This is a genomic window from Burkholderia pseudomultivorans (genome assembly GCF_001718415.1).
GTDB classification, from domain to species: domain Bacteria; phylum Pseudomonadota; class Gammaproteobacteria; order Burkholderiales; family Burkholderiaceae; genus Burkholderia; species Burkholderia pseudomultivorans_A.
Genome location: NZ_CP013377.1, coordinates 1,204,970 through 1,226,753 on the forward strand (window position 1 = coordinate 1,204,970; position 21,784 = coordinate 1,226,753).

A 21,784-nucleotide genomic window follows, 5' to 3' on the forward strand; every position below is an offset into this window, starting at 1 on the left:
GCGGTTCGGTGGGCACGGGCATTCAGGATTCGAACTGGTCGAAGGTGTGCTGCAGTTCGCGGTTGCGCGCGACGCGCCGGTCGATCGCGGGGCCGAGGCGGTCGATCACGGCGCTGATCAGCAGGTTGAACAGGCAGGTGAGCGGCGCGAGCGAGTCCCAGAATTGTCCGACGTCGGTTTTCACTTGCAGCAGGTCGGCCGGCCATTCGCGCGCCCACGGGCAATAGAGGTCGGTGACCAGCGCGAACGGCTGGCCGTACCGGGCGGCGGCCTCGCAATAGCGCCGCGCACTGCGCGAATACGCGCGCGTGTCGGTGACGATGCAGTACGGCCGCTCGAACCCGGAATTCAGCGAGTCGACGTACGAGCCCGACTGGCCGTCGGAATAGAACACGTGCGGCCGCACGTATTCGAGATAGCTGCTGAACGCATTGCTGATACCGCGCGTCGACTGGATACCGAGGATGAACACGGCATCGGCATGCGCGATGCGGTCGGCGACCTGGGCGAACACCGGGCCTTCGGCCAGCCGGTACACGTGGCGGATCGCGTCGAGTTCGCGTTCGAGCGACGACGCGAGCGCGCGTTCGGCGCCGGCCGACGGCGCGCCGGCAGTGCGGCGGTATTCGTCGAGGCGATCGGTGATCATCCACGGGCGGTCGCCGCCGCCGCGCAGTTCGCGCTTCAGGTCGTCGAGGTTGCGATAGCCGACGCTGCGCAGGAAGCGTCCGACCGAGATGCCGCTGGTGCCGGCCTGCTGCGCGATCTGGTCGGCGGTTTCGAGTCCGAGCCGGTCGAGGTTCGCGAGCATGTAGCTCGCGATGCGCTTCGCGGTCGGCGTCAGTTCGGCAAAGCGGGATTCGACGGTGCGGGCGAACGTGCAGGTCATCGACTGTTAGAACGCTGTCGTCCTGGGATCGGATGTCACTCATCTAACAAAACCAAAATCATTCGCGCCAGAGGATAAAAACTATTGGTTGGCGCAGGTGATAGCGCGCGGGTGGCGGGGAATGGAGCGGGATTTATTTGTATTGCAATTAAATCACGTTTATTCCTGTGGTGAATAATTTGCATTTATTCGCCACAGGAATATACTGCGGTGATTCTGTCCAGGAATCCGTGCCGTGAACTTCATCGTCAACACCCCTGCCCAGTTGGGCGAAATCCTGTCGTCCGCGCGCCAGGCCAAGGGCATGACGCAGGCCGAAGCCGCCGCCCGGGCCGGAATCAGCCAGCCGCGCCTGTCGGCGCTCGAAACCACGCGTACCGAGAGCCTGTCGTTGAACCAGCTGCTTGCGTTGACTGCACTGTATGGCCTCGAACTCGGCGTTCGCACGAAGGGGGACAGCGGCGCGAGCGGCGCGGAGTGGTAGGCGATGGGGCGCAAATCCGCGACGCGCGCGCTATCGATCTGGACCAACGGGCTGCGTGTCGGGACCTGGCGGATCCCGGTGCGCGGCGACATGGAACTGATCTACGACGCCGGCTGGAAGCAGTCTGCGATCGGGCGCCCGTTGTCGCTGTCGCTGCCGTTCGGCGTCGGCGATGCGCCGTTGCGTGGGGAGCGCGTCGGTTACTACTTCGACAATCTGCTGCCTGACAGCGACGTCATTCGCCGCCGCCTCGCGGCCCGTTTCGGTACGGCGACGATCGCGCCGTTCGATTTGCTGGCCGCGCTCGGCCGCGATTGCGTCGGCGCGGTGCAACTGCTCGGCGAAGACGAGTCGCCGGCCGGCCATGACCGGATCGACGGCACGCCGTTATCGGACGACGAGGTCGCCCGCGTGCTCGACCAGGCGACGGGTGTGGCCGCCGGCGCGGCCGATGACGACGACTTCCGCCTGTCGCTGGCCGGCGCACAGGAAAAGACCGCGCTGCTGTTTCACGAAGGGCGATGGATGCGCCCGCATGGCGCGACGCCGACCACGCATATCCTCAAGTTGCCGCTCGGGCTTGTCGGCAACAAGCGCGCCGATCTCACGATGTCGGTCGAGAACGAGTGGCTGTGTCTCGCGATTCTGCGCGCATTCGGCTTGCCGGCGGCCGATGCGCGGATCGTGCATTTCGGCGCGCACAAGGTGCTGTCGGTCGCGCGCTTCGACCGTGCGCTGCATCGCGACGGCGCATCGCTGCTGCGCTTGCCGCAGGAAGATTTTTGCCAGGCGCTCGGCGTGCCGCCTCACCTCAAATACGAGTCGCACGGCGGCCCGGGCGTCCCCGATCTGGTCGGCCTGCTGCGCCGTTCGGAAGCGGCGCAAGCGGATCTCGATACGCTGTTCGCCGCGCTGGTCGTGTTCTGGATGCTTGCAGCGCCGGACGGGCATGCGAAGAACTTCAGCCTGCGCCTGCTGCCCGGCGGCCGGTTTCGCCTCACGCCGCTCTACGACGTGATGTCGATCTGGCCGGTGGAGGGCGACGGCGCGAACCAGTGGTCGTGGCACAAGGCGAAACTGGCGATGGCCGTTCACGGCAAGCGCAAGCATTACGCGATGCGGGATATGACGCGTCGGCACTTCAGCGTGATGGCCGAACAGTGCCTGCTCGGCGATATCGCGACACCGATCGTCGAGCGGCTGGTGGCCGCGACGCCGCGCGTGATCGATTCGGTCGGCTCCGCGTTGCCGCCGGGGTTTCCCGCGCGGCTCGCGGAGCGCATCTTCGGCGGATTGCGCTTCGCCGCACAGCGGCTCGACGAAACGCCGCTGGCGTGAGCCGCAACGCGGCGCGGCCGGACCGGGCGGGGCCGGCAGTTCGACGCGCCCCCCGGTTTGATACATACGTTCGGTAATCCGAATCGATCGGCCGGCATCCTGCATCGCGTGTCCGGTAGTTTCCGTTGTACTTGTCTCCGATCCAGGACATCGCAACCGCGTGCCGCCGCGCGTCCATATCGCCCGTCCGGCCCGGCAACCGCGGCGCAATCGCGCGGCACCGCAACACTTACAAAATTAAAGACGATCAGATTAAATCATCAAGTCAGGTTAATAATTCATTTAATTTTTCCTGCAATTTGACTTTTACTTGCGTGACGGAATGTTCGATTTTCGATTATTCGAGAAAAGGCATCTGTTCCGTAACGGGAATTCGATTAATTGCAGGAATGGAGAAAAACCATGACCAGTCTGTCTCGTCGCAAGATGCTTGCGAATACGGCCGGCGCGATCGCCGCCGCCGGTCTTGCCGTATCGGCGAAGGCCGCGTCGTTCGGCAACCCCGATCGTCCGCCGGAGGGCGCGGCCAATGCACTCAATCGCCAGAGCCTGACCGAGCCGGGGCCGAAAAACCCGGCATTGGCGAATCAGTTTCCGTCCTTTCAGGATCCGCCGGCCACCGATATCAACGGGATGCCCTTATTCTGGGCATCGTTCAATAATGCCCATAAACGCATTCAAAATGGCGGCTGGGCGCGCGAAGTCACGCAGGACGATTTTGCGATTTCGGAAACCATTTCAGGCGTGAACATGCGCCTGACGCGCGGCGGCATTCGCGAACTGCATTGGCACCAGCAGGCCGAGTGGGCGATCATGCTCGACGGTCGCTGCCGGATCACGGTGCTCGACGAGCTGGGGCGGCCGTCGGTGCAGGACGTGAAGACCGGCGATCTCTGGTATTTCCCGCCCGGCCTGCCGCATTCGCTGCAGGGCCTCGGCGCCGACGGCGCCGAATTCCTGCTCGCATTCGATAACGGCCGCGCGTCGGAATTCAATACGCTGCTGCTGACCGACTGGGTCGCGCATACGCCGCCTGACGTGCTGGCGCTCAACTTCGGCGTGCCGGCCGACGCGTTCAGCAACATCCCGCTCGACAATCTGTGGATCTTCCAGGGCGACGATCCGGGGCCGCTCGCGGAGGCGCAGCGCGCGTCGGCGGCGTCGGCCGGCACGCCGCCGCAGCCGTTCGTCTTCTCGCTCGGCGACATGAAGCCGGTCCGCAAGACGCGCGGCGGCGAAGTGCGGATCGCGGACAGCACCAACTTCAACGTGTCGAGGACTGTCGCGGCGGCGCTCGTCACCGTGCATCCAGGCGGCATGCGCGAGCTGCACTGGCATCCGAACGCGGACGAATGGCAGTACTACCTGCAGGGCGAAGCGCGGATGACCGTGTTCGACACCGGGCCGAAGGCGCAGACCGCCGACTTTCGCGCGGGCGACGTCGGCTACGTGAAGAAGAGCCTCGGGCACTACGTGCAGAACACCGGCAAGACCGACCTGGTGTTCCTCGAGATCTTCAAGACCGACCGCTATGCGGAAGTATCGCTGTCCGACTGGCTCGCGCATACGCCGCCGAAGCTCGTCGAAGCGCACCTGAAGGTCGCGCCGGAGGTGATCGCGCAGTTTCCCCGCAACCGTCCCGACGTCGTGCCGCTGTAACGCCGCCACCGCCGCGGGCCGCCGGCGGCATGCCGGCCGCGGCGCCCGTTTCCGCGCAAGCCGTTCCCATCGGAAAGGAACCCGACCATGCTTCCCGTCACCAGCAAAACCGCCGGCGGCTTCACGCTGCCGGGCCTGTCCACCGAGCGCGCCTGCGGCGCGGCGCGCGCCGCGCTGGAAGGGCGGCGCACCGGCCTTGCCGCGCTGCTGCCGTTCGTCGGCCCGGCCGTGATCGCGTCGATCGGCTATATGGATCCCGGCAATTTCGCGACCAATATCCAGGCCGGCGCCGCGTATGGCTATCGGCTGCTGTGGGTCGTGTGCGCCGCGAACGCGATCGCGATGCTGTTCCAGGCGATGTCGGCAAAGCTCGGCATCGTCACCGGCCGCAACCTGGCCGAGCTGTGCCGCGACCATTTCCCCGCGCCGGTGGTGTGGGGCATGTGGATCGCGTCGGAGATCGCCGCGATGGCGACCGATCTCGCCGAATTCCTCGGCGGCGCGCTCGCGTTCGGGCTGCTGTGTCACCTGTCGCTGTTCGCGGGCATGATCGCGACCGCGCTCGCGACCTGCGCGATCCTCGCGCTCGAGAAGCGCGGTTTCCGGCCGCTGGAAGCCGCGATCGCGGCGCTGGTCGGCGTGATCGGCGCGTGTTATCTCGGCGAACTGCTGATCGCGCCGCCGGACTGGCAGTCGGCCGCGTTCCACCTGGTGGTCCCGCAGATCCCGGATCACGCGGCGCTCGCGATCGCGGTCGGCATCATCGGCGCGACGATCATGCCGCACACGCTGTATCTGCACTCGGGCCTCACGCAGGACCGCACCGCGCCGCGCGACGACCGGGAGCGGCAGCGGCTCGTGCGCTTCTCGAATCGCGAGGTCGTCGTCGCGCTCGGGCTGGCCGGGTTCGTGAACATCGCGATGGTGATGATGGCGTCGTCGGCGTTCCACCTGAGCGCGCCGGGCATGACCGACATCGGCGATGCGTATCACACGCTGATCCCGGTGTTCGGGCCGGCGGCCGGCGTATTGTTTCTCGTCGCGCTGCTGACGTCGGGCGTGTCGAGCTCGGTGGTCGGCACGATGGCCGGGCAGGTCGTGATGCAGGGCTTCATCCGGCGCCGCCTGTCGGTGTGGGTGCGGCGCGCGGTAACCATCGTGCCTGCATTCGCGGTGGTCGCGCTCGGCTGCGACGTCACGCGCGCGATGCTCGTGAGCCAGGTCGTGCTGAGCTTCGTGCTGCCGATGCCGATGATCGCGCTGCTGATGCTGTCGGCGCGCCGCGACGTGATGGGCGCCTATGCGATGCGGATGCCGCTGCGGATCGTCGCCGGTGCGGCGACGGTCGTGATCGTCGGGTTGAACGCGTACCTGGTGTGGGCTGCGTTCAACTGAACCGATTCATTGAACCGATCCGGCAGCGCGCGCCGCCGCCGGATCGGTCATCCCGCGCGTTACTTGCTCAAGGTCCGATACGAAACCAGATCGTTGATCGGCCCGATCTCCGGCCCCGTCGTGCCCGGCCGCGTCGCGACCTGCACGACCTTCTCGAACATGATGATGAACGGCGAGTTCGCGAGCACGGCCTTCTGCAGCGCCTCGTAACGCTGCGCGCGCTTCGCCGGCGACGGCTCGACGAGCGCGGCCTCGGTGTCCTTCGTCAGTTGCGGGATGTCCCAGCTGTTGCGCCATGCGAGCATCTTCGTGGTCGACTGGTCCGAGTTGTCCGGATTCCATGCGAAGCCGCGCGCGTTGCTGTTCGGGTCCATGTAGTCGGGCGACCATTCGCCGATGAAGATGTCGTGCTGGCGCGCGCGGTACTTGCCGATCGCCTGCTTCGCGTCGCCGGCGATCAGCTTCACGCGGATCCCGCCTTGCGCGAAATTCGCCTGCAGCGCCTGCGCGATCTCGATGTACGGATAGTCGTTCGGCATGTCCATCGTCACGTCGAAGCCGTTCGGCAGCCCGGCCTTGGCGAGCAGCGCCTTCGCTTTGGCGACGTCCTGCCTGTACGGCCGTGCATTGAGCGTGCCGAGGAAACCTTCGGGCAGGAAGGTCTGGTGCACCTTGTACGTCGTGCTGACGATATTGCGCTGGATGCCGTCGTAGTCGACGAGCCACTTCATCGCCTGCTGCACCTCGGGCTTCGCGAGGTTCGGGTTCTTCGTGTTGAGGCTCAGGTACAGCAGCGCGGACACCGACCATGAGGCGACCTTGATCTTGCCGGCCTTCGTCAGCGCCGCGAGGCTGTCCGGGCTCAGGTTGCGCGCGGCGTCGACGTCGCCGTTCTCGAGCAGCAGCCGCTGCGCGGACGCTTCGGGCACATGGCGCAGCACGACGCGCTTCATCGGGTACGGCGTTCGGTATTTCTCGAAACGCTGCAGCACGATGCTCTCGTTCGGCGACCACTTGACGAGCTGGTACGGACCGGAGCCCGCATCGTTGGTCTTCAGCCAGCCGCTGCCGAAATCGTTGCCCTGCTGGTGCGACAGCAGCAGCTTCTTGTCGAACACCGACGCCGGGCACGCGCTCAGCACGTTGAGCACGAAGCTCGGTGCGTACTTGCGGTCGGTTTCGAGCACGACGGTCTGCGGATCGAGCGCGCGGACCTTCTGCATCACGTTGGCCTTCGTGAGCCCGAGATCGGCGAGCACGCCGGCCGGACCCTTGTCGAGCAGGACGGTGCGCTGCAACGACCATGCGACGTCGTCGGCGGTCACCGGGTTGCCGGAGTGGAACGTGAGGCCGGGGCGCAGCTTGAACGTGTAGGTGACGCCGTCCGCGCCGACCGTCCACGACTGTGCGATCTGTCCATTGAAGCGCGTCGGGTCCTTCAGGTCGACGCGCACGAGCCGTTCGTAGGTGTTCGCGACATATTCGGACGGCACCAGTTCGTAAATGCCGCTCGGGTCGAGCGTCGTGAATTCGCCGAGCTGGGTGGCGACGACGAAGATGCCGGGCGGCGTCGCGGCCTGTGCCGGCAGCGCCGGAACGAGGGCGACGAGCGCGGCGCTGACGAACAGCCGGGACAGCAGTTGCTTCATGCGGAGGCTCCATCGAAAGGGAATCGTGGGTGCGATTCTCTCATCGACGGCCGTCCGGATGAAAATAACCGGCGCGCGCGGGGCCGGCGCGGCGCGAATGCGCCCGGGCGGCCGTCAGATCACGCAGCGCGCGATCGCGAAGCGCATCGCTTCCTCGGCCGGCTCGCTGCCCGAGCCGCGTACGACCTTGACGACCGAGCCGTTGCCGGACGGCGTGAGCGTGACGAAATACGCGCGCGAGCCGACGGTAATGTCGGTCACGCCGTTGTGCTGCGACTGCTCGGTGCCCGACAGCCGGCTGTCGAGGCAGTTGGCGATCGCGTGGGCCGGACGCTGCGACGACACGTAGATCATCGGCGCCGCGCCGGACGCGGCGGACTCGGACGAAGGAGCCGAACCGCAGGCAGCGAGCAGGGCGGCGGGAAGGAGCAGCAGGAATCGTTTCATGGTCGGATCGTCGTGTCTCTCGTGTCGAGGCTGGGGCGCGGGGTAGGCGAAACGCGAAGCTTCGCGACGAAACCGCGGCGAATCGCGCCGTTTTTGACGGGCGACGCGGGCGGTTGACGACGAAGTATACCCGCAGCATCCGACACGGATTGCGGGCTGAAACGATTCGATACAACAAGCACCCGCTGCCGCACCGGGCAGCGGGTGTTCAGGCGATGGCGACTGGGCGCGGGTATCGGCGGGTTTGTCGTGAACGCTTATTGACCGATCCGGTTGCCGACCGCGTTTTCCTGCCGGTTCAGCACGTGCTGTTCGCTCTTGGTGATGTGGCCGCGATCCTGCGCGGCCATGTCCCGCTCTTCCTGGCGGATCTTGCGGTCGTCACGGTGCAGGCGCGCGGCCTGCGCGTGCGACATCTCGCCCTCCCTCACTTCGTGATGGATGCGGCGATTCTGGTTCGCGAGGCGCTGGTTGACCTCTTCGCGGCGCGGATGCGCCTGCTGCCACGGCGTGTCGGCGAAGGCGGTGCCGGTCAGCACCGACATCAGGGTGGCGGCGATCGCGAAATGGCGGGTAAGGGCTCGCATGATGTTTCTCCTGTCGTTGCGCGTCCGGATCGTGGACGCTTGACGAAAAAACGCGCTGCCCGCGCCGCCTGTTGACGCTCGATCTGTATCGATTGCAAGCGTTTATTACGTCTGCCGATTGGCGGACGCGGCCGGGCGCCGGATCAGTGCGCGCCCGCCGCCGCGGCATTCGCGTCGCCGTCGGCCGAGCGCGCGGGCTTCGTGATCCAGATCAGCGGAATGATCGCGATGAAGATGATCGCCGACACGTAGAAGATGTCGTTCAGCCCCATCACGGCCGCCTGCGAATCGACCGACGCATTGAAGAACGCGAACGCCGAATCGGGGCTCAGGTGCAGCAGCGTGCGCAGCGCGTCGACCTGTTGCGAGAACACCGGGTTGTCGACGCTCGCCTGTTCGGTGAGCCGCGTGTGGTGCAGGATCGTGCGGTCGTTCCACGCATTGCTGATCAGCGACGTGCCGACCGCGCCGCAGAACGTGCGACCGAAATTCGACAGGCCCGCCGCGGCCGGGATTTTTTCCGGCGGCAGTCCCGACAGGATGATCGACGTCAGCGGCACGAAGAACATCGCCATCGGGATGCCCTGCAGCAGCGTGGGCAGCACCAGGTCCCAGTGCGACACGTCGGCATAGAACGTGGTGCGCATCATGAACACGGCGGCGAAGCCGACGAATGCGAGCGTCGCGATATAGCGCGGATCGGTGCGCGGCAGGATGCGCCCCATGACCGGCGTGAGCACGATTGCGAAGATCCCGAGCGGCGCGGTCGCGAGCCCCGAGTCGATCGCGCGGTAGCCGAGGTAGCCCTGCATCCATTGCGGCAGCAGCACGAGCGTGCCGAAGAACATCCCGTACGCGACCGAGATCGCGATCGTGCCGCCCGCGAAGTTGCGCTGCGTGAAGAGGCGCAGGTCGACGATCGGGTTCTTCTCGGTGAGCTCCCATACGAGGAAGAATGCGAAGCCGACCAGCGCGACGATGCCGAGCGCGACGACCATGGGCGAATTGAACCAGTCGAGGTCCTTGCCCTTGTCGAGCATGATCTGCAGCGATGCGACCCAGATCACGAGCAGCACGAGTCCGACCGTGTCGATCGGCAGCCGGCGCGAGGCCGATTCGCGATCGCGGAACACGAGCCACGTGACCGCCGCCGCGAAGAAGCCGACCGGAATGTTGATGTAGAAGATCCACGACCAGTTGTAGTCGTAGGTGATCCAGCCGCCCAGCGACGGGCCTGCGATCGGGCCGACCAGCGCCGTCATCGACCATAGCGCGAGCGCGCTCGACGATTTCTGCCGCGGCCATGCACCGAGCAGCAGCGCCTGCGACAGCGGCGCGAGCGGGCCCGCAACCGCACCCTGCAGGATCCGGGCGGCGAGCAGCATCGGCAGGTTCGGCGCGATCCCGCACAGCCACGATGCGAACACGAACAGCAGGATCGACGCGACGAACAGCCGGACCTGGCCGAAGCGCTGCGTGAGCCAGCCCGTCAGCGGAATCGACACCGCGTTCGCCGCTGCGAAGATCGTGATCACCCACGTGCCTTCGTCGACCGACACGCCGAGATCGCCCGAGATCGTCGGGATCGCGACGTTCGCGATCGACGAGTCGAGCACGTTCATGAACATCGCGAGCGACACCGCGATCGTGCCGATCGCGAGCCGGCCGCCCGACAACGGGCCTGGGGAGGACGGAGAGGACATGCGGTTCCTGCGTGAAGAAGGGGGATCGTGGCGGCGCGCACGCGTCTCCGCGACCGCGCAGGCGCGTACGCGCGACGCCTGCGCGGTTGCGCCGCGAAACGGACGGAAACCCGCCGCGCGCGATGTGCGCCCCGTCGGCGGGGCACCGCGTGCAGCAGGCGGCTGGATCGGATGCACGAAGCCGTGAGCGGCCTCGGAACGGCGGGAGGGCGGCGGTCAGGAAGGCGCGACGCGCATGACGCGTCTGCGGGCGGCGCTCAGGCGGCCGCGGTCGTGGTCGTTTTGCATCGACACAGGCTAATGATGCGGCGCGCGACCATCAACTGGCCCCGGCTCATCAATCGATTGCGCCGTGCGCAATAATCGGCCCGCGAACCGGACGCTCACGGCGCGGCGCGCCATCCGGTGAACACCTCCGCGAGGAAATCGACGAAGGCGCGCACCTTGCTGTCGAGCGTCGCGCGCCGCGGGTAGAGCACGTGCAGCTCGACGTCGTCGCTGCGGTGCCAGTCGGGCAGCACGATTTCGAGTTCGTTCCGTTCGAGCCGACGGCCCGTGTAGTGCGTCGAGATCAACGCGATACCGCCGCCGCTCGCGGCCTGGCGCAACACCGTCACCGATTCGTTCGTGATCAGTACCGGCCGCACCGGCACGTCGGCCACTTCGCCGGCCACGTTGGTGAGCCGCAGCGTCAGGCCCGGCGCGTCGCGTCCGACCAGCAGCAGGTCGTGCTGCGCGAGGTCGTGCGGCGTGCACGGCCGGCCGACGCGATCGAGATAGGCGGGACTCGCCGCGAGCTTCGCCTGCGACCAGCCGAGCGAGCGCGCGACGTAGCTGGAATCGGTCAGCACGCCCGCGCGCAGGGCGACGTCGAAGCCGTGCTCGACCAGGTCGAGCGGGTTGTTGTCGTAGATCAGCACGAGCTGGACCAGCGGATAGCGCCGGCGAAACTCGGCGAGCGCCGGCTCCAGTTCGAAGAGGCCGATCGAGTAGGGCACCAGCACGCGCAGCGTGCCTTCCGGCGCGGTGCGCAGCGCGCGGGCCTGGCGATCGGCGTCGAGCAGGATTTCCTCGGCGCGCAGGCAGCGCTCGTAGTAGTCGCGCCCGGCCTCGGTAACGGACACGCGGCGCGTGGTGCGGTACAGCAGCTGCACGCCGAGGTCGTCTTCGAGCTGCTTGACCTTGCGGCTCACGCGGCTGAGCGGCATGTCGAGGAGCGTGGCGGCGGCGGTGAAGCTGCCGCGTTCCACCACGCGCAGGAAGATCCGGATGCTGTCGAAGTCCATGAAAAATGCCTGAAGGGTCGGCCTCCGCGCATCTTAGCGTTCCCGCGGCGATTCCTGTCGGTCGCGCCGATTATCCTGCCAGGTGCAATAACGCATCCCGCCGGGGCGTCTTAGTGGCCGAGCCGCGCAATCGTATGCTCGCCGCATGAAATTCGCGCTCCCCAACCTGCCGCCGTTCGCGGCCGTCCGTACCGCGCTGCGCGACGCATGCCCGACGCTGCCGCCCGGCGCGCTCGGCTTCGCGCTGCGCAATACGGCCGCCTCGCTGCTTGCCCTCTATATCGCGTTCCGGATGAATCTCGACGACCCGAAATGGGCCGCGTCGACCGTCTGGATCGTGGCGCAAGGCAGCCGCGGAATGGGGCTGTCGAAGAGTCAGTACCGGATTCTCGGCACCGCGGTCGGTGCGGTGGTCGCGCTCGTGCTGACCGGCGCGTTCGCGCAGACGCCCGAACTGTTCGTGCCGGCGCTCGCGGGATGGATCGGTCTGTGCGCGGGCGTCGCGACCTTTCTGCGGAATTTTCGCGCGTACGCGGCGGTGCTGGCGGGCTACACGGCGGCCATCATCGCGATGGACGCGGTGTCCGCGCCGCTGCACGCGTTCGACATCGCCACCGCGCGGTTCCTGTACGTGGTGGTCGGCATCCTGTGCGGCGCGGCGTTCGAGACGGTGTTCGCTCCGGGCTCGCCGCTGCGCGACGTGCGCGCGCGGTTCGCGAACTATCTGCGGCACGCGGCCGCCGTCGGCGCGGGCGCGCTGCGCCGCGAGCCGAACGGCGCGGCCGTGCATCGGCTGTTCGCCGACGCGCTCGAGCTCGACACGGCGGCCGAGTATGCGGCCGCGGGCGCGCCGCCGGTGCGCAACGCGATCGGCCATCTGCGCACCGCGGTGCTGGGCGTGCTGTCCGCGCAGGCCGCGGGGCAGGCGCTGCGCGAGCATGCGGCGCGCAGCGGCGGCGAGCCGGAGCCGCTGGTTGCCGATGCCGCGCGCGTGCTCGACGGCGTGGCCGCATCGGCCGAGGCGGGGCCGGAGATGTCGGCGCTGCGCACGCGCGTAAACGACGCGTTGCGCGCCGAAGCCGCCGAGCCGGTCGGTTCGGACCCGTCGCGCCTGCTCACGCTCGACCGGCTCGCGGCGGTGCTCGCCGGGTTCGAGCGCGCGTTTGCGGGCAAGACGCTGATCGACCGGGAGCAGCGGCCGACGTCGCGCGTCCGCTATGCGTACCATCGGGACGCGGTGCTTGCGTGGCACAACGGCATTCGCGCATTCGTCGCGGTGCTGGCCGCGGCGGCGATCTGGATCGTCAGCGCGTGGCCGTCGGGCGGCGGTTTCGTCGCGATCACGGGCGTGGTCTGCGCGCTGTTCTCGACGCGCCCGAATTCGGTAAGCGCCACCGTCGGCTTCCTGAAAGGGGCAGCCTGCGCGGCGGTCGCGGGCGCGCTCTGCAATTTCGTGCTGCTGCCGGCGGTGTCGGGTTTCGAGATGCTCGCCTACATCCTCGGCGTGTTCATGATCGGCACCGGGATCGCGATGCGCAATCCGCGCACGGCCGGTATCGGCAGCGGCTTCTCGATCTTCTTCTGGAATTTCACGTCGCCGGACAATACCGCGCGCATCGGCGACGCCGCATTCCTGAACTCGGCGCTCGCGACGCTGCTCGGCATCGCATTCGGCGCGCTGGTGTTCGCACTGGTGTTTCCCGGCGACCCCGGCGGGAGCCGGCGTCGCATGCATCGCGCCGTGCGCCGCGATCTCGCGAGCCTGGCCCGCGATCCGCACAAGTGGCGCGAGAGCGCATGGCTGAGCCGCACGGCCGACCGTCTCGCGCGCGCGTTCGGCTTCGCGGGCAGCTTGCCGCAGGCCGTCATCGAGCGTGATCTGCGCGACCTGCTCGCGACCTGGACGATTGGCGACAGCCTGCTGGCGCTGGCCGCACTGGCGGCGCGCGAACCGGCCGCGCGCCGGGCCGTGGCGGTGGTGCGGGGGCGGATCGGGCGGCAGGAGTTCGCCCGGATCGAACGAGCCTGCGACGCAGCGGCCCGCGCGCTGCGACGGCGCGTGGCCGATCTCGACAGCGACGACGGGCGCGTGCTGCTGTCCGGCGTCGTGCTGCTGCGGACGATCGCAGACGCGGTCGCTGCGCACGGCGAGTTCCTGTGCGATCGACGTGATCGACGCGATTGACGCGAACCAGGCGACCCAGGCGCCTTAGCTGAGCCGATACGCCTTGCCGGGCATCACTTCCGCCGGCAGCGGCTCGCGGTTCAGTTCGAGCAGCGTGCGCTCGATCTGCCGCGTGATCGCATCGAGCGCGAGATGGTTCGGCCCGTCGCCGAACGGCTCGGCGATCGCATGCGCGATCGCGTCGAGCGCGATCAGCGTGTAAGCGACGAACACGGTGACGAACGGCGTCGCCGCGCCGATCGAATCGACGAGGCCGAACGGCAGCAGTACGCAGTACGCGTAGATGGTCCGGTGCAGCAGCACGTCGTACGAGAACGGGATCGGCGTCGACGCGATGCGCTCGCAGCCGCTGACCATCGACACGAGATCGTCGAGGCGCGCATCGAGCATCCACAATCGCGTGTCGGCGAGGCGGCCCGCGTCGGCGCGCGCCGCGAAGGTCGCGCGCAGTTCGTGCACGATCGCGACGGGACGAAACCGCGCGGCGGCGATGCGCGCGTGGGTCGCGTCGTCGAGCAGCGGGCGCAGGTCGTCGACCGGATCGGTGCCGCGCAACTGGTGCTTGAGCGCATGGACGAACGCGATGACCGTGCGCACGAACGCGCGTCGCTCGCGTGCGTCGGGCGGAACCGCGCCGTAGCAGAGCGCCTGCGACGTCAGCGTGCGCGCGGCGGTCAGCACGCCGCCCCACAGCTGCCGCGCCTCGCGGTAGCGGTCGTAGCTCGCGTTGTTGCGAAACCCCGCGAAGATCGCGAGCGTCAGGCCGATCAGCGTGAACGGCGTCGGGTTCAGCGGCACCTTCTCGCCGAGCACGCGGCCGCCGCCCCAGACCGCGACCAGGCTGATGACGAGCGTCAGCACGAGCTGCGGCAGGATCGTCGGCAGCACCGAGCCGTTCCAGACCAGCAGCATGCGCAGCCAGTGCTCGCGCGGGCGAACGATCATCGCGGCGCTCCGTCAGGCGGCGATCGAGGCCGGCGCGGCCGCGCGATGCAGCAGCACCGGGATCGACTTCGAGGTCGGCGTGTTGCACACGTCGCCGACGCTGTCGAGCGGCACCAGCGGGTTCGTTTCCGGGTAGTACGCGCCGATGCAGCCGCGCGGGATGTCGTATTCGACGAGCAGGAAGCCGTCCGCGCGCCGCTCGATGCCGTCGTGCCACACGGTTTCCATGTCCACCCATTCGCCGGCCTTCAGCCCCAGCATCGCGAGATCGTCGCGGTTCGCGAACACCACGCGGCGCTGCCCGAACACGCCGCGATAGCGGTCGTCGAGCCCGTACACGGTCGTGTTGTACTGGTCGTGCGAGCGTGTGGTCATCAGCGTCATCAGGCGCTCGCCGTGCAGCGCGCGGGCGCGCTGGATCGGCGTGTCGGTCGGCAGCGCATGCGCGATGAAGTTCGCCTTGCCGGTCGGCGTCAGCCATTCGCGGTCGCGCGACGCGACCCGCAGGTGGAAGCCGCCCGGCCGCGCGATGCGCGCGTTGTAGTCGTAGAAGCCGTCGAGGGTCGCCTCGATCGCGTCGCGGATCTTCGCGTAGTCGTCCTTGTACGCGAGCCAGTCGATCTTGTCGCTGCCGAACAGCGCGTGGCCTAGGTGCGCGACGATCGCCGGTTCCGACATCAGGTTCGGCGACGCCGGCTTGTTCATCCCGTACGACACGTGCACCATGCTCATCGAGTCCTCGACCGTCACGCCTTGCGGCACGTTGTCCTGCAGGTCGATCTCGGTGCGGCCGAGCGTCGGCAGGATCAGCGCGTCGCGGCCGTGCACGAGGTGGCTGCGGTTGAGCTTGGTCGTGATGTGCACGGTGAGGTCGCAGCGGCGCATGCCTTCCCAGGTGCGCGGCGTGTCGGGCGTCGCCATCGCGAAGTTGCCGCCCAGGCCGATCAGCACCTTCACGCGGCCTTCGAGCATCGCCTCGATCGTCTCGACGACGTCGTAGCCGTGATGGCGCGGCGGCTCGAAGTCGAACACGCGGCCGAGCCGGTCGAGGAAGGCCTGCGTCGGCTTTTCCTCGATGCCGACCGTGCGGTTGCCCTGCACGTTCGAGTGGCCGCGCACCGGGCACAGGCCCGCGCCGGGGCGGCCGATGTTGCCGCGCATCAGCATCAGGTTGGTCAGCATCTGCACGGTCGCGACCGAATGCTTGTGCTGCGTGATGCCCATCCCCCAGGTCGCGATCACGCGTTCGCTGCGTGCGTAGCGTTGCGCGAGGCCGTCGATCTGCTCGTACGGCACGCCGCTCTCGGCGGTCAGCGCGGCCCAGCTTTCGCGGCGCAGATCGTCGGCGAATGCGTCGAAGCCGGCCGTGTGCTCGTCGATGAACGCGATGTCGAGTACGCGCGATGCGCCGGCGGCGCGCGCGGCGTCGTCGAGTTCGAGCACGCGTTTCGCGATGCCCTTGATCAGCGCGAAATCGCCGCCGATGGTCGGCTGGATGAACGTCGATGCGATCCGGGTGCCCGACATCGTCAGCATTTCGAGCGGGCTTTGCGGATCGGCGAAGCGCTCGAGCCCGCGTTCCTTCAGCGGGTTGATCGACACGATCGTCGCGCCGCGCTTAGCGCATTCGCGCAGCTCGCCGAGCATGCGCGGATGGTTGGTCGCCGGGTTCTGGCCGAAGATCAGCAGCGTGTCTGCGTGCTCGAAATCGTCGAGCGTGACGGTGCCCTTGCCGACGCCGACCGACGCCGGCAGCCCGCGGCTGGTCGCCTCGTGGCACATGTTCGAGCAGTCGGGGAAATTGTTCGTGCCGTACCGCCGCACCAGCAACTGATACAGGAACGCCGCTTCGTTGCTCGCGCGGCCCGACGTGTAGAACGCGGCCTGGTTCGGGTCGGGCAGCGCGCGCAGGTGGCGCGCGATCAGCGCGAACGCCTCGTCCCACGCGATCGGCACGTAGCGGTCGGTCTGCGCGTCGTACACCATCGGATCGGTGAGCCGGCCGTGCTGCTCGAGTTCGAAGTCCGACTGTTCGAGCAGCTCGGTTACCGTGTGCGCGGCGAAGAACGCGGGCGTCACGCGCTTGCTGGTCGCTTCGGCCGCGACGGCCTTCACGCCGTTCTCGCAGAATTCGAAGGTCGACGCGTGCTGGCGATCGGGCCATGCGCAGCCGGGGCAGTCGAAGCCGTCCGGCTGGTTCTGGCGCAGCAGCGTGCGGTAGTTGCCGCCGGCGACCTTTTCCTTGATCAGGTTGATCGTGACGGCTTTCAGCGCGCCCCAGCCAGCGGCGGGATGGGTATAGGGCTCGATGCGCGCGGTGGCGGATTTCTTTTTCATGATGCTGCGTGAGTCGGGATCGATGGGTGCAGAGTACGTGGGGCGCCCCGGCGGCTGTGTGTACACCTGTTCACTTCAAAAAAGAGTACAGTTTCGCCAACTTGCACAGTGCGGATCGCAACTGTGTTGCTGAAAGGTATTTGAAGGGGAGGCGGGTGAAGCGTTACGAACAACTGGCCGACGAGCTTCACGCGCAGATCGAGCGCGGCGTGTACCGGCCCGGCGAGCGGATTCCGTCGGTGCGTCAGGCGAGCCGGCAGCAGCAGCTCAGCGTGACGACCGTGCTGCGCGCGTATCTCGTGCTGGAAAGTCGCGGCCTGATCGAAAGCCGGCCGCAGTCCGGCTATTTCGTGCGCGCGCGGACGGCGGAGCCGGCCGGGGCCGAACTGCACGCGTCGGCGCCGGCCGCCGAGCCGTCGGCGGTGGACGTGAGCCGGCTCGTGCTGTCGACGCTGCGCTCGATCGCGCGCGACGACGCGGTGCCGCTCGGTTCGCCGTATCCCGATGCGTCGCAGTTTCCGGTGCAGAAGCTCGCGCGCTATGCACAGACAATCGGGCGCCGCCGCACGCGCTGGGGCGTGATCGACGACCTGCCGCCCGGCAACCTCGAACTGATCCGCCAGATCGCGCGCCGCTACGCGGAGCGCGGGATCGCGGTCGAGCCCGGCGAGATCGTGATGACGATCGGCGCGACCGAGGCGATCAACCTGTGCCTGCAGGCCGTCGCGAAGCCGGGCGACACGATCGCGGTCGAATCGCCGACGTTCTATGCGATGCTGCACGCGATCGAGCGGCTGGGCATGCGCGCGCTCGAAGTCGCGACGCATCCGGTCGACGGCATCGATCTCGATGCGCTCGAACGGATCCTCGAACGCGAGCGCATCGCCGCGTGCATGGTGATGCCGAACTTCCAGAATCCGCTCGGCTTCCAGATGTCCGATGCGCGCAAGCGCGCGCTCGTCGAACTGCTCGCGAAGCATGGCGTGCCGGCGATCGAGAGCGACGTCTATCACGAGCTGCACTACGGCGAGGCGACGCCGAGCGCGCTGAAATCGTTCGACCGCGACGGGCTGGTGCTGCACTGCGCGTCGTTCACGAAGAGCCTGTCGCCGCGCTACCGGATCGGCTGGGCGATGCCGGGGCGCTATCGCGACCAGGTCGAGAAGCTGAAATTCCTGAACACGCTCGCGACGCCGGCGATCGAGCAACTGGCGATCGCGGAGTATCTGAAGCACGACGGCTACGATTTCCATCTGCGACGGATGCGCAAGCAGTATGCGCAGCAGGCGAGCCTGATGAGCGCGATGGTGCGGCGGTTCTTTCCGGAGGGCACGCGGCTGTCGCAGCCGCAGGGCGGCTACGTGCTGTGGGTCGAGCTGCCGCGGCAGGTCGACGCGATGAAGCTGTACGGGCTCGCGCTCGCGCAGCGGATCACGGTCGGGCCCGGGCACATGTTCTCGGCGAGCGGCGATTACCGGCACTTCATCCGGCTCAACTACAGCTATCCGTGGTCGCGGCAGATCGAGGATGCGCTGAAGGTGCTGGGGCGGCTCGCGGTGGAGTGTGCGGGCGGGTGAGGGGGGCCGTGGCCGATGAATCGTCTTGCCCCGCCTCAACGCGATCCGCTGCGTACCCGCGCTCGATGCGGATCGTCATGCAACGCCTTCCGCACCCCGCCACGAATTACTTCGCGTGCGCGCCTTGCGCCTCGAGCCGCGCCGCATCCGCACGCGGCACCGCAGCCGTCATCTGCCGCATGTCGAACCCCGACGGATGCTGGTACACGCGCAGCCCGAACTCCGGCAGCACCGCGATCAGATGGTCGAACAGGTCGGCCTGGATGGTCTCGTAGTCGACCCACGTCGTCGTGTCGGTAAAGCAGTACAGTTCGAGCGGAATGCCCTCGGCGGTGAGCGGCAGTTGCCGCGCCATGCAGGTCATGTCGCGGCGGATCCGCGGATGCCACTGCAAATAGTTCGCGACGTACGCGCGGAACGTGCCGAGGTTCGTCAGCTGACGGCGATTGGCCGGACAATCGCCGGCGCTGCCAAGCGCGCCGTTCCATTGCGTGATCGCGTCGACCTTGTCCTCGAGGTAATCCTTCAGCAGCGTCAGGCGTTCGAGCCGTTCGATCTCGTCGTTGCCGAGAAAGCGCACGCTGGTCGCGTCGATGAACAGTGCGCGCTTGATGCGGCGGCCGCCCGCTTCGGTCATCCCGCGCCAGTTCTGGTAGCTCTCGGTGATCAGCTTCCAGGTCGGCACGGTGATGATCGTGTGATCGAAGTTCGCGACCTTGACGGTGTTCAGCGTGATGTCGATCACGGTGCCGTCCGCGCCGGCCGACGGCATCGTGATCCAGTCGCCGATCCGCAGCATGTCGTTCGACGACAGCTGCACGCCCGCCACGAGGCCGAGCAGCGTGTCCTTGAAGATCAGCATCAGCACCGCCGACATCGCGCCGATGCCCGACAGCAGCAGGCCGATCTGCTTGCCGGTCGCGTCGCCGATCACGACCAGCGCGGCGGTGATGAACATCACGAGCTTGACGAGCTGCATCGCGCCTTTCAGCGACAGGCGCGGCTGGTCGCGCCGGCTCGCGCGGTAGGTGTGCTCCAGCGCGGACAGCGTGGCGCTGATCGTCATCGTGACGAGGAACACGATCAGCGCGAACAGCACCTTGTCGGCGGCCAGCGCGGCGGCGTCCGGAATGCCGGGCACCGCGCCGAGCCCGAGCTTGATCACGACGAACGGGACGATGCGGTTCAGCCATTTGAACGCGCCGAACTCGAACAGCGCGTCGTCGACGCGCGTGGCCGACAGCCGCGCGAGCCGCGCGACGACGCGAAACAGCAGGAAATGGACGGCCGCGGTGACGGCGCCGGCGGCGGCGAGCAGGACGAGGGTGCCGACGAGCGGCGCAAACCAGGTTTCGTGCAGGGTCATAAGGGCAGGCGGGATCCTTCTTGTGCGTTGAATCGGCGCCGCGATGCGGCGCGTGCCCGATGAAGGGCATCTGAAAGGGACCACGATTGTGCCATCGGGTTCCGGGTGCGTGCAGCGACGTCGGGCCGGCCGCGATGGACGGCCGCACTTGCCATCCGATGCCTGCCCGGGGCACGATGCGCGAACGACTTCGCCGCTCTTCACCACGCATGCCCGATTCCAGTACCCGCCCGTCGCCAGGCATACGCCTGCTGAAAGGGATTCTCCCGGTCCGCCGCGCGGCGGCGATTCGCGACATCTTTGCGGGCTTCTCTCTCGCGTCGATGGACATTCCGCAAGTGCTCGGCTATGCGCGCATTGCCGGGATGCCGGCCGTCACGGGCCTTTACACGGTGTTCCTGCCGCTCGTTGCGTTCGCCGTGTTCGGCGCGTCGCGTCACCTGGTGGTCGCCGCCGATTCGGCGACCGCGACCATTTTCGCGAGCCGCCTGTCGTCGATGGCGCCGGCCGGCAGCGCCGACTATGCGGCGCTGGCCGGCATGGTCGCACTGCTGACCGCCGCGATGCTGCTGCTCGCGCGCCTCTTCAAGCTCGGCTTTCTTGCCGATTTCCTGTCGCGCACGGTGCTGGTGGGGTTTCTCGCGGGCGTCGGCGTACAGGTGTCGATCGCGATGCTCGGCGACATGCTCGGGCTGGCCGTGCCGTATCCGGCTTCGCGCAGCGTCGCGCAATTCGACTATGTCGTCACGCATCTCGCGCAGCTGCATCGGCCGACCTTCGCGCTCGCCGCGCTCGTGGTCGTCGCGATCCTCGCCTGCAAGCGCTTCGTGCCGCGCTTTCCGATGCCGATGATCGCGGTCGCGGGCAGCATCGCGGCGAGCCATGCATTCGGCTTTTCCGCGCACGGCATTGCCGTGCTCGGCCCCGTCGCGGGCGGGCTGCCGCCGTTGCGCTGGCCGTCCGTCACGTGGCAGCAGTTTCTCGATCTGGTGCCGGTCGCCGCGTCGTGCTTCGTGATGATCATTGCGCAAAGCGCGGCGGCGGCGCGCGTGTTCGCGCAGCAGTACGGCGAGGACGTCGACACCAATGCCGACATCCTCGGGCTCGCGGCCGCGAATGCGGCGGCCGCGGTCGGCGGCGCGTTCGTCGTCAACGGCAGCCCGACGCAGACCGCGATGGCCGACGGCGCGGGCGTGCGCAGCCAGGTCGGACATCTCGCGTTCGCGGCCGTCGTGGCGATCGTGCTGCTGTTCCTGAGCCCGATGCTGCAGTATCTGCCGCACGCGGTGCTGGCCGGCATCGTGTTGACGATCGCGCTGGGGCTGATCAACGTGCGCAGCCTCGCCGCGATCCGTAGCGAAAGCCCCGGCGAATTCACGCTCGCACTCGTGACGGCCACGGCCGTCGTGACGGTCGGCGTCGAGCACGGCATTCTGCTCGCGGTCGCGCTGTCGCTGATGCGGCATGTGCGCCACAGCTACCAGCCGCATACGATGGTGCTCGAGCCCGCCGCCGGCAACGGACGCTGGCTGCCGGTGCCCGCGCGGCCCGGCGCGATGACCGCGCCCGGGCTGATCGTCTACCGGTTCGGCTCCGACCTGTTCTTCGCGAACGACCACCGGTTTGCGGCCGAGGTCAGCGAACTCGTCGACGCGGCGCCGGAACCGCTGCGCTGGTTCATCGTCGACGCGGGCGCAATCACCGATCTCGACTATTCGGCCGCGCGGACGCTGACCGATCTCGTCCGCGGCCTGCATGCGCGGCGCATCGGCGTGCTGTTCGGGCGCGTCAACCGCTACCTGCATGCGGACATGGATCGTCACCGCATCACCGACGTCGTCGGCGCATCGTGCATCTTCCCGACGCTGCACCAGGCGCTGGAGGCTGCCGGCGTGAAGTCCGCGCCGCAGGAGCCGGGCGTCGTGTAGCGCGTAGCG

The 21,784-nt window shown here is 67.8% G+C and carries 17 protein-coding genes; 7 read left to right on the forward strand and 10 right to left on the reverse strand.

What is annotated here, in order from left to right; genetic code table 11:
• Nucleotides 1-22: 22 nt before the first annotated feature.
• A complete protein-coding gene (sapR, locus tag WS57_RS05150) occupies nt 23-889 on the reverse strand; it encodes a sap1 transcriptional regulator SapR (RefSeq protein WP_009692090.1) in 867 nt (288 codons plus the stop codon).
• A 35-nt stretch (nt 890-924) separates the two neighbouring features.
• Nucleotides 925-1,074 (reverse strand): hypothetical protein, encoded by a 150-nt coding sequence (locus WS57_RS36870; protein ID WP_155774258.1) that lies wholly within the window; start codon nt 1,072-1,074, stop codon nt 925-927.
• Between the two features lie 50 nt (nt 1,075-1,124).
• On the opposite strand from WS57_RS36870, the gene WS57_RS05155 reads away from it, so the two are divergent.
• From WS57_RS05155 to WS57_RS05170, 4 genes are all read left to right on the forward strand, one after another.
• The gene (locus WS57_RS05155) at nt 1,125-1,373 is read left to right on the forward strand and encodes a helix-turn-helix domain-containing protein (protein WP_009692091.1); all 249 of its coding nucleotides are present in this window, start codon (nt 1,125-1,127) and stop codon (nt 1,371-1,373) included.
• Between the two features lie 3 nt (nt 1,374-1,376).
• Complete coding sequence (locus tag WS57_RS05160) at nt 1,377-2,711, forward strand: type II toxin-antitoxin system HipA family toxin (protein WP_069243829.1); 1,335 nt, start codon at nt 1,377-1,379, stop codon at nt 2,709-2,711.
• A gap of 402 nt (nt 2,712-3,113) precedes the next feature.
• Nucleotides 3,114-4,370 carry an oxalate decarboxylase family bicupin gene (locus WS57_RS05165; RefSeq protein WP_059517408.1) on the forward strand — a complete coding sequence of 419 codons (1,257 nt, stop codon included), beginning with the start codon at nt 3,114-3,116 and terminating at the stop codon, nt 4,368-4,370.
• Nucleotides 4,371-4,457: 87 nt separating this feature from the next.
• A complete protein-coding gene (locus tag WS57_RS05170; RefSeq protein WP_059604154.1) occupies nt 4,458-5,765 on the forward strand; it encodes an Nramp family divalent metal transporter in 1,308 nt (435 codons plus the stop codon).
• Between the two features lie 59 nt (nt 5,766-5,824).
• Here the strand turns inward: WS57_RS05170 and WS57_RS05175 are convergent, their stop codons facing one another.
• From WS57_RS05175 to WS57_RS05195, 5 genes are all read right to left on the reverse strand, one after another.
• Nucleotides 5,825-7,414 (reverse strand): ABC transporter substrate-binding protein, encoded by a 1,590-nt coding sequence (locus WS57_RS05175; protein WP_069243830.1) that lies wholly within the window; start codon nt 7,412-7,414, stop codon nt 5,825-5,827.
• Nucleotides 7,415-7,528: 114 nt separating this feature from the next.
• Nucleotides 7,529-7,861 carry a hypothetical protein gene (locus tag WS57_RS05180; protein WP_059517402.1) on the reverse strand — a complete coding sequence of 111 codons (333 nt, stop codon included), beginning with the start codon at nt 7,859-7,861 and terminating at the stop codon, nt 7,529-7,531.
• A 257-nt stretch (nt 7,862-8,118) separates the two neighbouring features.
• Nucleotides 8,119-8,448: a hypothetical protein gene (locus WS57_RS05185; protein WP_069243831.1), complete on the reverse strand. Its 330-nt coding sequence runs from the start codon at nt 8,446-8,448 to the stop codon at nt 8,119-8,121.
• Between the two features lie 143 nt (nt 8,449-8,591).
• Nucleotides 8,592-10,151, reverse strand: coding sequence for a DHA2 family efflux MFS transporter permease subunit (locus tag WS57_RS05190; RefSeq protein WP_069243832.1), 1,560 nt, complete (start codon nt 10,149-10,151; stop codon nt 8,592-8,594).
• A 383-nt stretch (nt 10,152-10,534) separates the two neighbouring features.
• A complete protein-coding gene (locus WS57_RS05195; RefSeq protein WP_060254320.1) occupies nt 10,535-11,437 on the reverse strand; it encodes a LysR family transcriptional regulator in 903 nt (300 codons plus the stop codon).
• Between the two features lie 145 nt (nt 11,438-11,582).
• Here WS57_RS05195 and WS57_RS05200 point away from each other — a divergent pair, with 145 nt between their 5' ends.
• Nucleotides 11,583-13,622 (forward strand): FUSC family protein, encoded by a 2,040-nt coding sequence (locus WS57_RS05200; protein WP_059517397.1) that lies wholly within the window; start codon nt 11,583-11,585, stop codon nt 13,620-13,622.
• Nucleotides 13,623-13,646: 24 nt separating this feature from the next.
• On the opposite strand, the gene WS57_RS05205 is transcribed toward WS57_RS05200, so the two are convergent.
• Nucleotides 13,647-14,567: a bestrophin family protein gene (locus WS57_RS05205; RefSeq protein ID WP_059517395.1), complete on the reverse strand. Its 921-nt coding sequence runs from the start codon at nt 14,565-14,567 to the stop codon at nt 13,647-13,649.
• Between the two features lie 12 nt (nt 14,568-14,579).
• Nucleotides 14,580-16,904, reverse strand: coding sequence for an FdhF/YdeP family oxidoreductase (locus tag WS57_RS05210; RefSeq protein WP_059480131.1), 2,325 nt, complete (start codon nt 16,902-16,904; stop codon nt 14,580-14,582).
• A gap of 155 nt (nt 16,905-17,059) precedes the next feature.
• On the opposite strand from WS57_RS05210, the gene WS57_RS05215 reads away from it, so the two are divergent.
• Complete coding sequence (locus tag WS57_RS05215; RefSeq protein WP_069243833.1) at nt 17,060-18,481, forward strand: PLP-dependent aminotransferase family protein; 1,422 nt, start codon at nt 17,060-17,062, stop codon at nt 18,479-18,481.
• Between the two features lie 106 nt (nt 18,482-18,587).
• On the opposite strand, the gene WS57_RS05220 is transcribed toward WS57_RS05215, so the two are convergent.
• A complete protein-coding gene (locus WS57_RS05220; RefSeq protein ID WP_059604167.1) occupies nt 18,588-19,847 on the reverse strand; it encodes a mechanosensitive ion channel family protein in 1,260 nt (419 codons plus the stop codon).
• A gap of 209 nt (nt 19,848-20,056) precedes the next feature.
• Here WS57_RS05220 and WS57_RS05225 point away from each other — a divergent pair, with 209 nt between their 5' ends.
• On the forward strand, nt 20,057-21,775 hold the full coding sequence (locus WS57_RS05225; RefSeq protein ID WP_069243834.1) for a SulP family inorganic anion transporter: 1,719 nt from the start codon (nt 20,057-20,059) through the stop codon (nt 21,773-21,775).
• The last annotated feature ends 9 nt before the right edge of the window (nt 21,776-21,784 follow it).